The sequence below is a fragment of the Legionella taurinensis genome, from assembly GCF_900452865.1.
GTDB classification, from domain to species: domain Bacteria; phylum Pseudomonadota; class Gammaproteobacteria; order Legionellales; family Legionellaceae; genus Legionella_C; species Legionella_C taurinensis.
The window spans coordinates 3,113,670-3,128,669 of record NZ_UGOZ01000001.1 but is presented as its reverse complement, the minus strand read 5'-3'; the positions used below and the strand labels follow the sequence as shown (position 1 = coordinate 3,128,669).

Below are 15,000 nucleotides of genomic sequence, written 5' to 3'. Positions count from 1 at the left end.
AAAAACTCCCCTTACCTACAAAGGTCGCACTGAAAGAAAGGCAACCCGGATTTAAATAGTGCCACTATCATTTATAACGAGCAAGTCCAGGCGAGTAAATGCCTGCTGCTTAAACAATAAAGGATAATTCACCGCAATGAATGAAGGAATGTCATAGACACATGAGAAATCATTATACCCTCCAAAACACAAAAGAACAGAGTTATCCACAGGATTCTGGAAATATTCATTAGGCCAAGAGACGCTTTAAACGATTCGTTAGTACCGACAATTCTCTCGTACACCTCAAAAGATTAAGGAACAAGAGGAGGATAACCTTATAAAAACGACGTGGATAAAAGGAGTATAAATAGACAAAAAAGAAAAACCCTGAAGCTATCAAGAAGATATTCGAGCGCTAACAGCCGTATTATCAACAACATAAAATAGCATGTAACCTAATGATTTATAGGGTAAAAAAATTATTATTAACAGAAATTGGCTTACTAATAAAAAAAACAAAATTTTAAGATCTTAATTTTTTATGTTAATTGGCGGCATGAATAACAGGTTTCTTTCTCAACCTTTGTCACAGATGGTTTGACAGAAGATGTAAAGTTTTCTATCATTCCCAGCCTCAAAATTTAATTTTTAAACAGGTTCATCATGAAACGCACCTTTCAACCCAGTAATCTAAAACGCAAACGCGATCATGGTTTTCGTCAACGTATGGCAACCCGTGGTGGTCGTCTGGTTTTAAAGCGACGCAGAGCCAAAGGACGTAAACGTTTATCTGCCTAAGTGTATTGTTTTGACAAGAAACGTCGATTGTTGAAAAAAACAGACTTCGATGTTGTATTTAATCAACCCCATAAAACAGTAACCTCAGAATTTGTGATATTACATAAAGCAAATACTCTGGGGTATGCTCGTCTGGGGTTAGCTTTGTCAAAAAAAATGGTGCCTAAAGCGCATCAGAGAAATCGCCTGAAGCGTTTACTCCGTGAAAGTTTCCGCACCCATCCATTGCCAGCAGTAGATATTATCTTTCTCGCCAGACATGGGGTGGCCAAAGTAGAAAATAAAGTCATTGCAACCAAGCTAGGTTTAACATGGAACAAATTAATCGCATTTTACGGCAATTAGTTGCTTTACCGATTATTATGTATCAGTTATTCATCCGCCCTGTTATGAAACCCAGCTGCCGATTTTATCCAAGTTGTTCACAATACGCCCTGACGGCTATCCGCCGCTTCGGCGTACTTAAAGGCATGAAATTAGCCTGTTGCCGTCTAATGCGGTGCCATCCCTGGTGTGATGGCGGCTACGATCCGGTATTACCTAACGAAGAGAAACATTAATGGATACAAGACGAGTTATTTTATATGCTGCACTGGCTCTGATTGTCTACTCGTTGTGGACGAGTTGGCATCAGGATTACCCTGCGATTCCGGCAGCACAGCCGCAAACCAAAGAACTGTCCAAAGAAAATCAGCTGCTTCCGGATGTGGCGACTGGTTCATCCTCTGAAAATCAAAGCCAGAATGAAAAAACCATCACACCGGATTCATTCGATAAAAAAACGGATGCCGGTGATGTGACCGTAAAAACAGACGTCCTCGACATCCAGATTGATACGGAACATGGCGATATTGTTAATGCCCGCCTGCTGGATTACCCCGTCAGTGTTGAAGAAAAAGACAATCCCATCACCTTACTGAACAATAATCCGGATGAGCGTTACGTTGCCAATAGCAATCTGCTTGTCAGTTCAACCAAGGGTGTGATGCCGATCGATCTGAATTTCAGCAGTCAGGAGAAAACCTATCAGCTGGATAACAACCAAAAGACTCTCACTGTCGTATTAGAAGGCAAAAGTGCCAGTGGCCTCGAGGTGAAAAAGACATTTGAATTCACTCGCGGCAGTTACCTTATCCAGGTCAATTATCAAATTGCCAATAAGGGCAGCGACGATTGGCAAGGATATCTGAATGCGCAATTACTGCGGGATTCTCCCAGAGAAGATCAATCCAGCATTTTTCATGTCGGTTCTTATGTGGGGGCTTCTTATTCGGTACCCGGTCAACATAATTACCAGAAAGTGCCATTCAAAGACATGGCCAAATCCAATCTGAACACGGACAGTACCGGTGGTTGGGTTGCCATGCAGCAACATTACTTCCTAAGCGCCTGGGTTCCTGATGCTTCAAGCAAAAATGTCATTTACACCCGTTCCGCAGACAATAATTACACCATTGGTGTGGTCAGTTCACCCATTACCGTGAAACCAGGTGACAGTAAAACCGTTGGCGCGAAATTGTATGTCGGTCCTGAAATTACGCACGTGTTGCAGACCATTGCTCCCGGCCTCGATTTGACCGTGGACTATGGCTGGTTATGGTTCCTGTCTTCTGCCTTGTTTGCGGTGATGAAAGCCATCCACGGCGTTGTGGGTAACTGGGGATGGTCTATTGTTCTGGTTACCTTGTTGATAAAACTGGCGTTCTATCGGTTATCCGCCAGCAGTTACCGCTCTATGGCGGGAATGCGGCAGTTACAGCCTAAACTTCAAGCTTTGCGTGAGCGTTATGGCGATGACAAAGCCAAAATGAGCCAGGCGACGATGGAGCTTTATCGTCAGGAAAAAGTAAACCCCCTGGGCGGGTGTTTACCTATCCTGGTGCAGATTCCTGTCTTCATTGCTCTTTACTGGGTATTATTGGAAAGTGTCGAATTAAGACAGGCTCCTTTTATTCTGTGGATCAATGATCTGGCTGCAGCTGATCCCTATCATATTCTTCCCATTATCATGGGGGGAACCATGCTGATTCAACAACGGTTGAATCCTGCACCGCCTGATCCGATGCAGGCGAAAATCATGATGTTTTTACCGGTATTGTTCACGGTATTGTTCTGGAATTTCCCAGCTGGTCTGGTTCTTTACTGGATTGTGAATAACACCCTGTCTATCCTGCAACAGTGGCATATCACCCGTAAATACAGCGATGACAAGCCCAACCCCAAAAAGCTTGCAACCGCCAAATAGCCATGCAGGAAGAAACCATCGTTGCCATCGCCACTCCGCCCGGTCGCGGCGGAGTAGGCATTATCCGCCTTTCTGGTCCTGCAGCTTACGCCATTGCCCTGCATTTGACTCATAAAAAGCAGTTAAAGCCCCGTTTGGCAACGTATACTTCTTTTTTTAATCCTTTAAGCGAAGCGATTGACAGCGGTCTTGCTCTTTTCTTCAAGGCACCGCATTCATTCACCGGTGAAGACGTGGTTGAACTTCATGCCCACGGCTCACCGGTGGTTTTGGATCTACTGATGAAGCGTTGTGTGGAGCTGGGCGCCCGCCTGGCGCGGCCCGGTGAATTTTCCGAGCGGGCATTCCTGAATGATAAAATGGACTTAACGCAGGCTGAGGCCATTGCTGATTTAATTAATGCCAGCTCTGAAACCGCGGCTCGTCTTGCAGTCCGCTCTCTTCAGGGGGATTTCTCAAAAAAAATCCATGCCTTGAATGACAAACTGATTTACCTGCGCATGTACGTAGAGGCCGCCATTGATTTCCCGGAGGAAGAAATTGATTTTCTTGGTGACGGTAAAATTGCGGGTATGCTCTCCGATTTATTGACGGATGTACAGGCCATTGGCGCTATGGCCGCACAGGGCACTCTGCTTCGTGAAGGTTTGGGCGTTGTCATTGCTGGAAAGCCCAATGCCGGTAAATCGACTTTAATCAATGCGCTGGCCGGTCGTGAAGTCGCTATCGTTACTGACATTGCCGGGACTACCCGGGATGTCATGCGCGAACACATTCTCCTTGATGACCTGCCCATGCACCTCATTGACACAGCCGGTTTGAGGGAAAGCGAGGACGTGGTTGAGAAAGAAGGCATCAAGCGCGCCTGGCAGGAAGTCAGTCGGGCTGATTGTGTGCTGATGGTGATCGATATTCAGGATAATCATCAGGTGACTGAGCTCAGTCAGGCCATCCAGAAACAACTTCCTCCGAATGTGCCTATCATCAAAGTATTCAATAAAATCGATAAAGCCAATCGTAAACCGTCTCAACAGGGCAATGACATTTATTTATCAGCCAAATCAGGAATTGGAATTGACTTCTTGAAAACTAAAATCAAAGACGTGGTCGGTTACCAACCCACGGAGGGCCAGTTTATTGCGAGGCGGCGTCATTTGGCCGCGCTTAAACAGGCAGAAGAATTATTACTCAATGGCCAGTTGCAATTGCAGCAAGCAAAAGCCGGTGAATTACTGGCAGATGATCTGCGCCTGGCTCATCAATCCTTAAATGAAATTACCGGCGAGTTCACGACGGATGATTTGCTGGGGAAAATTTTCTCAAGCTTCTGTATAGGCAAATAAGCTTCCTTTAATATTCATGGTGTATATTAATTACACATACGTTGTAATTTAAGACATTCACCATGCAGCAAAAATCCGAAGCCAAATCCCAAGTTAAACGGATTAAACTGGAACCGCCTTTTAATGCCGGCGATTGTGGTTACTATGCCTTTTTTACCGGCATACTCTATCTTGTCTTGGCGTCTCAGAATGAAGACAGCCTTGAAAAAACACTGAATGAAAGCCTGGTCCTGTCGGATATCCTTCAGTCCATGGATACGAATATCTTCTCATCGAATGAGAATGTGAATACATTGAGAAAAATGCTCGATTCCATGGCATCGAAAGACTGGGACAGGATTAGTTATAATGAATTATTGAATGATTTCAGCAACGCCTTGCGTAATGCCCTGATGCACAGTTCCTGGGGTCGAGACTACTTTACAAGGGTTATTCAGGAAGGTGCCTGGAGTGTTAATCATGGCGATTGGAATACACTGCCATCTTTTAAAAAATTGGAACATCGTGTCTTTGATCGTATGAGCGAAATCGCAGGGTATGGTGCCGTTGAGGTTGAAGAGGCTGGGGAAATTCGCTTTAAAGCAACCCTCGAAGTCTGCCAAAGTCTGAAAGACGACGAATTGGACAAAATGGCAGCCGAAGTCGTTATCTACCATTATGGCCCTGGCTCGCAGAAAGCATGGGTTGATCGAGAGTTCCTTGAGTTCCTTTCTCAGACGTTGTTCGCATCCAGTACGCTGCTATTCAATGAAAAAGGAGTTGAAATAACCAGTAAGGGCACTTCAGATAGTCACTGGTATCTTGATTTGCCGGATGATGAGGAGAGCACCCTGCTCCTTAATACTGCGAATAAAGGGTATACGAGAGATTTACGGGTCATTGAGCGTTTTATCGTCAGGGACAAATCCGTTGAAATGCTGCATGATAAAAAAGAGACTTTAAAGGATTTGCTCAAAGTTCAGGAAAAAAACCTTGATGAATTCAAGGCAACATTACGGACTGTTCAGGCACAAATGAAATCCGCCAGCGAGGAAGTCTCAGCCCTTGGGTATTTTGAGACAGAGCCCCCGGATGAGCCAACCATTACTGCGGCCTTATTGCCTTTTTTAGCGGACGAGGAGAGCTTGTTGCCTGGTTACACCAGTCTGGTCGTTATCAGTAAATCCATCAGCGAGAGTCAAAGTAAAATTGAGAGTCTGAAGGAAGAAATTAAGATAATGAAAAAAACACAGGCTTCCCAAACGACGAGATTGACAGGCTTTTTTGCAACAACATCAATAAAATCCGACACGCTCAAGGGCAGTGGTAACACACCTGATTATTCATGAAGTAAAGCTCAGGGTAATGGGCTTGATTTTTTCCTGGTTGTTTTCTAATGGTGCCTTAAAAAAGCAGTTGCTGTTGTTAGGATAAATGCTCTGAATGGAAAGAGTCTTCTGGTAACCCTGTTGATAAAAGCCGATGAGCTTTTCGCTTGCCTCATCCTCAGGCAACTCAATGGACCAATGATTGCTGTCGGTGGCACAACCGGTAATCAGCACCTCCCTGCCGCCAAAAAAAGGTCAGAGCTGCCCAGTAAATCGGCAGTCAGCGCTTTTAAAAACTCACAATCCAGCCAGGCTTTTTTAGACACATCCTGATAATACTTACAGATAACTTCGTTCACCGGGTCAAGCAATTCCTCATCGCTTAATTGATTGCATACTCCCACACGGGCCTTAAACATGACCTCCTGTATTTTTTCTAGATCGCCAGCGTCTTTTTTTCTTAACCTCGCGTAGAGCTCATCCATTTGGCTTATCACTTTTTCTTTAATTGATTTAAAGCTGTGGTAATTTTCCCAACAGCGGTAATCGTCGTACCAGAGACCGCTTTTGATTTTTTGTTTCACTTGTTCAGATAACCAGGTTGACTGAGAGGCTCTCTGTTTCAGTGCCACCGTAAAGGACGACAGAACTTCATCAAAACCAGGGCTGTCCCAGGTACTTACTGAGGCAACCGCCTGCAGATGATGAAGCAGCTTCTGTGTATTGCCTGAGGATTTGTCCTGTGGCAGGAAGCGAGGGACTGGCGGGATGACGCAGGCCAACAGGCAGGCAAGCGCGTCGCTGTTGTTAAGCTGTTCCTTTAAAGAGGATGAGGATGCAGCGCGGAGGGCTAAGTAAAAAAGACCAAGGGTTATTACCTGATAACCGCAATCACCATCCTGTTGTTGCGGTGATAACTGGATTCGCTTTGACTGTAATTTACTGAACATGAACCCTCCTGGTTATTCACTGCTGTAAAAATAAGCAATATACACTAAATTAATTCATCTAATCCAATCGGCGTGATTTATTGACATATCGTAATATTCCGATATAATCAGAGTATGAATATTAATTTAGTGCTTAAAGCCCTGGCGAATGAGAAGCGCTTAAAAATTCTTGGGTGGCTTAAGGAACCGGGAAAACATTTCAGCTCGTCTCATTGCGATGTTATTGCCGATGGCGTTTGTGTCGGTCTGATTGAAAAAAAATCGGGTTTGTCACAGTCGACGGTGTCGCAATACCTGTCGCAACTGCAACAGGCCGGCCTTATCAGCATGGAACGCCGTGGCCAGTGGACTTATTGTAAGTTAAACCACACACTCATTGTTGAATTCCTGGCGGCATTAAAAACCGTCCTGTAAAAAAATTTAAGTTAATATATCGGGAATTTGCAATATTTAAATTAACCGATTAATGGAGGCTGTATGTCACTGCAAACCGTGTTGCAACCCTACCGTCTGAATGACGAAATTCAGTTAAAAAACCGCCTCGTCATGGCGCCGATGACGCGCAATATGGCCAATGATGATCTCAGTCCTACGCCGGCCATGGCGGATTATTATGCCAGACGGGCTGATGCTGGATTAATCATTACGGAAGGAACCATTATCCGACCGGACGGTCGCGGCTACAGCCATGTTCCGGGTATTTACACTGCGGCTCACATCAAAGGCTGGCAGGCAGTGACTGAGGCTGTGCATGCCCGTCAGGGGAAAATTTTTCTGCAGATTTGGCATGTGGGCAGGGTATCGCATCCGTCTTTCTTAAATGGCCAATTACCGCTCTCAGCCTCGGCCACGACGATGACCGGGAAAGTCGCACGCACGAAGGATTTGCACTATGGGACTTCACGGGAAGCTTCGCTTGCGGAGATTCATTCGTTAATCGCAAGTTATGCCACGGCGGCACAAAATGCCATGGAAGCCGGTTTTGACGGCATTGAACTTCATGGCGCCAATGGTTATTTGATTGACCAGTTTCTCCACTACCACACGAATTTCCGTGAGGATGAGTATGGGCGTACTTTCCGCGATAAGGCACGCTTTGCGCTGGAGGTGGTCAGTGCCTGCATTGCCGCCATTGGTGCAACGCGGGTGGGTTTGCGTTTGTCGCCCGGTGCTTATTTGAATGAAATCGTCGGTGATTCGCGCGATGCCGAGGTATTTCAGTATTTATTGCAACAACTCAATGAAATCCAGCCGGCCTATGTGCATACGGGTAATTTTGATGACAGCGTTCAATTCAGTGAGCTTGGCAATCAAACCATGACCGAGTTTATTCGCCACATTTATGACGGCACTGTCATTGCCTCGGGTGGTTACACGCTGGAGCGTGCCGCGCAAGGTATTGATAAGGGTGATTTTGATTTAATTGCTATCGGCCGGCCGTTCATTGCCAATCCCGATCTGGTCGAGCGCTTTAAAGCGCATCGTCCTTTACTGGCCTATGATGCCAGCCTGTTATCGACATTATGGTAAACAGGGATTAGTAAAAAAACAATAAATACTTATTTATAAACACAATTGGTCGCGAGCTTGCAACATGAAAAAAATAAATACATAATGATTTCTTTGGGAGCTTCAAGCCGCACGATAATATCAACCTAAGAAGAGGGGCAATAAGATGGTTTACGCCTTACAGTACGATGCATTCTACAAGCATAAAAATAGATTTTTTGATAAGGCGGCTGATAAGGGAAAAAAAGGAAAAGATCTTCTTACTTTTGCTGAAAAATATGCCAAAAAATCGGACTATCCCTTCATTGCCAGAAATCACCTCCTTCTGCAGCAGGAATTCGAACAGCTTTTTGCCAGCTTGAAAGCAAAAAAGAAAAATCGACGGGATTTTTGGCTGTATTGTTATTCCTGTGCCCTGATGCTTGAAACATACTATGAGCATTATGGTCCAAAATCCAAGGCTCAGGAATACAGAGCCATTGCGGATAAAATTAAAGCCAGCTTCAACAGAGCAAGGGTTGTCAAAGATGCTAAGAAAGAGGATGCCTTTCTTACCCGTGTGGGTAAAGAGATAGGCAATGACGTCGTCGAGCTGTTCAAAACCCCCACCCAGCTGTCCAAGCTGCGGGATAAAGTTGGATTTTATAATATTATCCGTATTTACTGGGTTTTTTGCCGCTTGACCTTCACCAATTCCCTGCGCTTGCTGCGTGACGTCAAGATTCTCGAACTGCTTGAAAATGCGATTGGTAAAAACATTGATGTGGATGCGGTGGTTGATACCCTTGAGGCGCCCAATTCGATATTCAGAGGGTTAAGCGTGGGATTCTTTTTGGCTCGCCTGTTTCTCAATAGCCTGGTGACCATTAAACACATGGCAGGTTCGTCCAAGGAAGAAAAGTCGCTGCCGTTAAAGGAGCGTTTTTATCTCGAAATCTACAAACGCCATCCCGTGTTTTTAAATGATATCGTGTGGGCAGTCGTCAACGGCGTGACTAACTATGCTCAGGTTTTTCATATTTCTGCCGCTGCAGCAGGGTGGATAACGGCAGGATTCATGCTCTTTGATTTTGCTCTGATTCTCTGGCGCCGCCATTTAGCTGAGGAAGAGTACAACACGAAAAAGGCGCAGTATACGGCCGAGCAGCAGCATTGTTTGCACATGAAGGATTTGGAGCGATATGACCTGCTCACCCGGCAGCTTAAAAACCTTGAAATCAGTTGGCAGGCTAAAAATTCCACCTTCTTATTTAACGCCGCTGCGGCGCTGATGCTGGGTGCAGGGTTTTCAGCCTCCATGCTGTTTGCATCCCCGGCATTGATTGTGGTTTCTTATGCGGTGTGCATGGTGGCAGTGGCAATGTATTTATCCGATGGCGCCTACAACAATTACAAGGAAAAAAGCCTGCGGTTACAACAGGCGCATATAGAAAATGTCCCTGCTGGCGATCTGAAACGCGTGTTGGAAGAGTATCAGGCAGCAAGGAATGAATTTATCTTTACGATGATTAAAAACACGGTGATTCCAACGTTGATTCTTGCAACGTTTGCAGTCTGCTGGCAGGCCGCCGTCGTATTGATTGCTGTGTATGCCGCCTACGAATTATGGAATGCTTACTGCAAGAAAAAGAATGCCTCTCAGGAACCGGAGGTGTTTGAGATGACGCCGATGGAGGGCGAAAATTCGCTTGTTGCCATTGATGTGGAAAATCCTGTGGATGAAAATCACCCACAGGGTGCCGACACCCTTGCTCTCTCGGGTTTTTATGCCAATTAACCCTTGCTTAAGGTGCCGCTGACTTTTTCGTATTTACGGTTTTCCCTTACGGAAAAAAGCGGTACTTGCAGGAGCTTGCCGTCACTGTTGCCGGCCAGGTACACCTTAAGATTGACCTCGGCGCCGCCGCGGTTACGGTAAAAGGTGACGGAGACTGATTTATCGGAGAGCACCTGGCAGGCGGCTTCGTTGACATCATAGCTTCGGTTTTGCAATCGACTGTCCACAAACTGGATAAAACCCAGTTTGTTTTGCGCGGTTTTAGGTGCAATGGTTAATTTAACCGCGGTAAAATCAGGTAACGTGCCTTGCCAGATGCCGTCAAGATGACTGCAATTGATTGCCGCCTGGGCAGGGTTAATCCCTGCTGCCAACGCGGTGAGTAATAACAAACGGCTAGATTTCCGGGTACATGGCCTGAATCGCTGCAATATCTTTTTCACTTAAATGACTCCTTTGACCAATTTCGACCCCCTCCACCAAGGGAATAATAGTCTTTTGACCATTTTTGGAAAAAGCATAAGGGCCGTAATGCATGATAGACTGGTAGTCATACTCGCCGATGTCTTTGCCGTCTGTCAAATGCTGATCGAAGTTATACCGATGATCGTCCTCAATGTTTTCCCAGACGATGTGAATATAATTTGCCCGGTCGGCGCGCGATTGTTCATGCCACAGGCCTAAGGCATGGCCGATTTCATGCACTGTATTCATGGTTGTACAACGCGGCGCCAGATTAATTTCCTGACGTCCCCCCTGTTTGCCGACATACGAGGAGCAGGTGGTGCCTTCAGCCGGGATAAACGCGATAAAATCAGAGTACTGTGCGCGATTTTTTGAGGTCAGTTCAACGAATTCAAGTGCGGTATGCTCTTGCCAGTGGGCAATGGCCTGCATGACAGCGAGTTTATTTTTAAACGGTAGCTCTTCGGCGATTTCAAAGGGGACAATGCCATGAGTCCAGCGGCTGCCGACCTTGGGGCGGATGATCGCACTATGCCGTTTTAAATCTGCCGCTTTGCCAATCAGAATATCGCCTTCAACGACCGCGTAGTCATTGATTTGTTCATAAACCAATTGGCGGCTGCCAAGTACCGGATCAGCAACAGTGACCTGTCCCAATGGGGTTGCCATCAATGGGCCTGAAGCAAGAAAAGACAGGGTGAATAAAAGACGACCTTTCGACATACAAGTCCTTAATAACATGATCAAAATTTATTTATATCGCTGTCTTAGCCAATTTGAAAGAGGGATTATGCATCTTGACGATAACGGAGGGCCCGTTTGTCCATCACCGCAAACCAAAGCGGAGGCACCAGGGACAACATGATCATGCCCAGGTATCCGGACGGCAGTTGAGGACTTTCCTCGCAATGGCGCAAAACCTGGTAGGGTTTTGCGCCTTGCGCATGGTGATCGGAGTGGCGCTGGAGATGAAACAGAATAACGTTACTCAACCAGTGATTGGCATTCCAGGAATGCTGGTTTGAAACCGGTTCATAATGACCATTAGGTAACCGTTTGCGTTGAAGACCGTAATGTTCGATGTAGTTGACCGTTTCCAGTAAGAAAATGGCAACCAGGGATTGAAGCAGGAAAAAACCGAGTGCGGACAGGCCGCCATAAACCGTAAGGACGATAGCCACTATCAGGGGAGCTCCGATAATCCACAGGAATTGATTGTGGAGGCTGTGGAAAGAATACCCTTTTCTGCTAAGTCGCTGTTTTTCAAGATGCCAGGCCGATTGAAACGAACCCATGATGGAGCGGGGTATAAAGCGATAAACGCTCATTCCCAGAGGAGCTGAGGCCGGATCATCCGGGGTGGCGACGCGCACATGGTGGCCGCGAACGTGTTCAATCATAAAGTGCCCATAACACACCATGACCAGCAGGCATTGACTGAGAAATTGCTGTAAGCGTCCTTTTTTATGCATTAATTCATGCGCCAGCGTAATACCCAATCCACCGGTGATGAGGCCAATGGACAAGGTATAACCCAGCCATTCATACCAGCTTAAGGGGACATGGCTGACCACATACACAGAAAACAGCAATAACAGGCATTGCACAGGGACATAGGCATAAACAATGGCTGAAAAATAAGGATCACGGGCGATTGTTTCTTCCTCAAGCGCCGGGGTATTGCTGGCATCCCTCACCCAGTAATCAATCACCGGGACACTGGTAAACAGAACGAAAAAGGCGAGAAAATTATAAATTCCGCCCAAGAAAAAACCGGCCAGCGGCAGTAAAAGCAACAGGTACCCGGTAAGAAAACTGAGCCTTTTGCCAAACGACATAATCCACCCGACGAAGCATATTCCCCCTCCTTTAACTATAGCTGAATTCAGGGTTACTGCGTTGAATTATCCCTGCAACTAAGGGGATTTTTGCAGCTTCAGAGCCAATTTATATAATTCGTTTTTAGGCGTGCCGCTAAGTTCAGCGGCGAGCTTAACCGCTTGCTTCAACGGCAGCTCGTTCAACAAAATCTGCAGTAGTTCTTCCTCTCTGCCCGTTTCGTCTTTTTTCGGTTGTGCTGGAAAAATTAACACAAACTCCCCCTTGCTTCGCGCTTTATCCTCCATAAGCCAGTGTTTGACGGCCGCCGCATTGGTATGAATGAACTGCTCAAAGGCTTTCGTTAATTCTTTAGCCAGCACAAAGGCATAATCAGGGCCGAATACCTCCTCAATGTCGTCAATGCAGTCATGAATACGATGAGTGGATTCATAAATAACGGTGGTGTGCAGGCTGCGGCTAATGGTTTTAAGTTGTTCACGCCGCGCCTGCTGTTTAGCCGGCAGAAACCCCAAAAAAGTAAAGGTGTCACAGGGAACGCCGGCGGCAGACAGGGCGGCAATGACCGCGCAGGGACCGGGGATGGGAACCACCTCAATGCCCTGCGCTCGAGCCTGACGCACCAGTTCAAAGCCGGGATCACTGATTAAAGGCGTCCCCGCATCACTGATAAGCGCGAACGATTTGCCGTTAAGCAGGGCGGCAATCAGGTTTTCACTGTGGCGGCCTTCGTTATGGGCGTGATGCGATACCAGGGGTTTATCAATCCCCAGTGCATGAAGCAGTTTTCCGGAGTGGCGGGTATCCTCAGCCAATACGGTGTCCACTTGTTTCAGGGTATTGATGGCTCGAGGGCTGATGTCATCGAGGTTGCCGATTGGGGTGGCGACGATATAAAGGCAGCCTTTAGAGCTTGCTGAACTTTTATCCATAGTTTATCCTATTGCGTTCCTGCGTTTTGGACCCTTTCTTCATGGTAGCGAATTCACTCATTAAAAAACTCATGCTGATGATGATTTCAGCCATTATACTGGCTGGCTGTACAAAAGTTGCAGAAAATCGTCCTCAATCCACTCGGCAACAACCCACACCCTACACCATGCCTTCAACGGCTTACTTGGCCATGGCAAAAAACCAGGGGGGGGATGAGCGGCAAAACATGCTGATCATGGCAGCCGGTCGTGCCATGTATGATGGCCAATGGCGGCAGGCGTTGTCTATCCTGTCTGAAACGGACAATTTATCCCCCGTGCAGGCCAGTGAAAAAAATATTCTTTTAGCCAAAGCCGATATGTTGCGTGATCAACCGCGTGGAGCGATCACCAAGTTGTCATCGGTGCGTAATAGTGCCAGTCTGCCGGCTTTCTATCAAGCGCAATACCACGAAATTCTGGCCACGGCCTACGAGTCGATAGGGAACTCATCCTATGCTGTCCCCGAGCGGATAAAACTGGAGCATTTGCTTCCCGACGAAGCTTCCCGCACCAACAATCGCCGGATTCTCTGGTTGACGCTGACCCGTTTACCGACAGCGGAACTCAATACCCTGGCTGTTGAGGCGGAGGACGGCTCTGAATTGCAGGGCTGGATGACACTTGCCCTGATTCCAAGACAGCAGCAAACGAAGCAATCCATCCTGACGCAGGTAGAAGCCTGGCAGGATCATTTCCCAGGGCATCCAGCACGCCATTTATTACCCACTCCCCTGGATGCGGTTAAACCGTATTTGCACCGGAAACCGCATAACATGGCCCTGCTGTTGCCAGTCACCGGGCCGTTGGCCGGCCCGGGCGGCGCCATACGTGATGGATTTATGGCTGCTTATACCAGCAATGATCCGGACAGGGAGGTGAGTGTCAGACTGTATGATACCGCCGCTCAGGATGTTACGGTACTTTATCAACAAGCCGTTGATGACGGCGCCGATTACATTGTTGGTCCTCTGGCCAAGGCGGATGTGGCCAAAGTCGCCAAATTGAATCATCCGGTGCCTACTCTGTTTTTGAATGATATCGATGTTGGTTCAAGCAATAATGCCTATCGCTTTGGTTTATCGCCCACCAACGAAGCACGTCAGGTGGCTGCCAAAGCCAGTAAGCAGGGTTTAAAGCGCGCACTGGTCATTGCGCCGGCAGGCGTCTGGGGTGACGACATTGTCGCGGCATTTAATGATCAATGGCGTGCAAGCGGCGGTGTCATCGTCGAACGCTTGGCTTTTGATGATCACACCAACCTCACGGCAGCCGTGCGTGATTTTCTGCACGTGTCCGAGCGCCAGGCGCGGCAAAAACAATTCCGACCCGGTACTGAGCCTGAGGGGCAGCAGCTGCCGAAACGACGTCAGGATTTCGATATGATTTTCCTGCTGGCCTACCCTTCCAAAGCGCGCCAAATCATGCCCCTGCTGAAATATTATTTCGCTGGCGATGTGCCTGTCTATGCCACCTCGTCTGTTTATGGCGGCAGTACCAATACCATGCGCGACCGGGATCTGGATGGTATCATTTTCTGTGATATGCCCTGGGTTTTTAACCACCAGCTGGCGAATAAAAACTGGCCTGAGCAATTAAACAGTTATAACCGACTTTATGCCCTGGGCATGGACAGTTACGCCCTGGCGACCCAGTTAAACCAATTAATCCTTTTCCCTGCGTTGGGCATTGATGACAAGAGTGGTGTTTTATATTTAAACCGCGCTCAGCAGGTCGCCAGAGTATTGGCCTGGGGTAAATTCAAGGGCGGCGTGGCCGAACTCACCAGCCAGACCATCTGATATTGGGTTTAA

Annotated in this window: 16 protein-coding genes; 10 read left to right on the top strand and 6 right to left on the bottom strand. The window is 47.1% G+C overall.

What is annotated here, in order from left to right; translation table 11 throughout:
• The first annotated feature begins 645 nt into the window (after positions 1 to 645).
• The 6 genes from rpmH (at position 646) to DYE45_RS14385 (ending at position 5,696) form a co-directional block, all read left to right on the top strand.
• Positions 646 to 780 (top strand): 50S ribosomal protein L34, encoded by a 135-nt coding sequence (gene rpmH, locus DYE45_RS14410; RefSeq protein WP_019215662.1) that lies wholly within the window; start codon positions 646 to 648, stop codon positions 778 to 780.
• 27 nt (positions 781 to 807) lie between these two features.
• Complete coding sequence (gene rnpA, locus DYE45_RS14405) at positions 808 to 1,125, top strand: ribonuclease P protein component (protein ID WP_242602660.1); 318 nt, start codon at positions 808 to 810, stop codon at positions 1,123 to 1,125.
• Positions 1,092 to 1,340 carry a membrane protein insertion efficiency factor YidD gene (gene yidD / locus DYE45_RS14400; protein ID WP_108291038.1) on the top strand — a complete coding sequence of 83 codons (249 nt, stop codon included), beginning with the start codon at positions 1,092 to 1,094 and terminating at the stop codon, positions 1,338 to 1,340. Before rnpA ends, yidD begins: the two co-directional genes overlap by 34 nt.
• Complete coding sequence (yidC, locus tag DYE45_RS14395) at positions 1,340 to 3,025, top strand: membrane protein insertase YidC (protein ID WP_115301040.1); 1,686 nt, start codon at positions 1,340 to 1,342, stop codon at positions 3,023 to 3,025. The genes yidD and yidC overlap by 1 nt, the downstream gene beginning before the upstream one ends.
• Positions 3,026 to 3,027: 2 nt before the next feature.
• The gene (gene mnmE, locus DYE45_RS14390; RefSeq protein ID WP_108291034.1) at positions 3,028 to 4,368 is read left to right on the top strand and encodes a tRNA uridine-5-carboxymethylaminomethyl(34) synthesis GTPase MnmE; all 1,341 of its coding nucleotides are present in this window, start codon (positions 3,028 to 3,030) and stop codon (positions 4,366 to 4,368) included.
• A 62-nt stretch (positions 4,369 to 4,430) separates the two neighbouring features.
• A complete protein-coding gene (locus DYE45_RS14385) occupies positions 4,431 to 5,696 on the top strand; it encodes a hypothetical protein (protein WP_115301039.1) in 1,266 nt (421 codons plus the stop codon).
• On the opposite strand, the gene DYE45_RS14380 is transcribed toward DYE45_RS14385, so the two are convergent.
• On the bottom strand, positions 5,691 to 5,909 hold the full coding sequence (locus tag DYE45_RS14380) for a hypothetical protein (protein ID WP_115301038.1): 219 nt from the start codon (positions 5,907 to 5,909) through the stop codon (positions 5,691 to 5,693). The two genes, DYE45_RS14385 and DYE45_RS14380, sit on opposite strands and share 6 nt — an antisense overlap.
• Positions 5,903 to 6,625, bottom strand: a complete 723-nt coding sequence (locus tag DYE45_RS14375) for a hypothetical protein (RefSeq protein WP_115301037.1) — start codon at positions 6,623 to 6,625, stop codon at positions 5,903 to 5,905. The genes DYE45_RS14380 and DYE45_RS14375 overlap by 7 nt, the downstream gene beginning before the upstream one ends.
• Positions 6,626 to 6,739: 114 nt before the next feature.
• Between DYE45_RS14375 and DYE45_RS14370 the strand changes: the two genes are divergently transcribed.
• The 3 genes from DYE45_RS14370 (at position 6,740) to DYE45_RS14360 (ending at position 9,911) form a co-directional block, all read left to right on the top strand.
• Positions 6,740 to 7,039, top strand: a complete 300-nt coding sequence (locus tag DYE45_RS14370) for an ArsR/SmtB family transcription factor (protein WP_115301036.1) — start codon at positions 6,740 to 6,742, stop codon at positions 7,037 to 7,039.
• Between the two features lie 63 nt (positions 7,040 to 7,102).
• Positions 7,103 to 8,155, top strand: coding sequence for an alkene reductase (locus DYE45_RS14365; RefSeq protein ID WP_115301035.1), 1,053 nt, complete (start codon positions 7,103 to 7,105; stop codon positions 8,153 to 8,155).
• A gap of 145 nt (positions 8,156 to 8,300) precedes the next feature.
• On the top strand, positions 8,301 to 9,911 hold the full coding sequence (locus DYE45_RS14360; RefSeq protein ID WP_115301034.1) for a hypothetical protein: 1,611 nt from the start codon (positions 8,301 to 8,303) through the stop codon (positions 9,909 to 9,911).
• On the opposite strand, the gene DYE45_RS14355 is transcribed toward DYE45_RS14360, so the two are convergent.
• From DYE45_RS14355 to rsmI, 4 genes are all read right to left on the bottom strand, one after another.
• The gene (locus tag DYE45_RS14355; protein WP_108291024.1) at positions 9,908 to 10,303 is read right to left on the bottom strand and encodes a hypothetical protein; all 396 of its coding nucleotides are present in this window, start codon (positions 10,301 to 10,303) and stop codon (positions 9,908 to 9,910) included. The genes DYE45_RS14360 and DYE45_RS14355 overlap by 4 nt on opposite strands.
• A 4-nt stretch (positions 10,304 to 10,307) precedes the next feature.
• Positions 10,308 to 11,099, bottom strand: coding sequence for a Dot/Icm T4SS effector Zinc-dependent metalloprotease LegP (legP, locus tag DYE45_RS14350; RefSeq protein WP_115301033.1), 792 nt, complete (start codon positions 11,097 to 11,099; stop codon positions 10,308 to 10,310).
• Positions 11,100 to 11,164: 65 nt separating this feature from the next.
• Positions 11,165 to 12,214: an alkane 1-monooxygenase gene (locus DYE45_RS14345; RefSeq protein WP_108291020.1), complete on the bottom strand. Its 1,050-nt coding sequence runs from the start codon at positions 12,212 to 12,214 to the stop codon at positions 11,165 to 11,167.
• A gap of 78 nt (positions 12,215 to 12,292) precedes the next feature.
• A complete protein-coding gene (rsmI, locus tag DYE45_RS14340) occupies positions 12,293 to 13,147 on the bottom strand; it encodes a 16S rRNA (cytidine(1402)-2'-O)-methyltransferase (protein WP_115301032.1) in 855 nt (284 codons plus the stop codon).
• Positions 13,148 to 13,188: 41 nt separating this feature from the next.
• Here rsmI and DYE45_RS14335 point away from each other — a divergent pair, with 41 nt between their 5' ends.
• Positions 13,189 to 14,988 (top strand): penicillin-binding protein activator, encoded by a 1,800-nt coding sequence (locus tag DYE45_RS14335; RefSeq protein WP_115301031.1) that lies wholly within the window; start codon positions 13,189 to 13,191, stop codon positions 14,986 to 14,988.
• Positions 14,989 to 15,000: the final 12 nt, after the last annotated feature.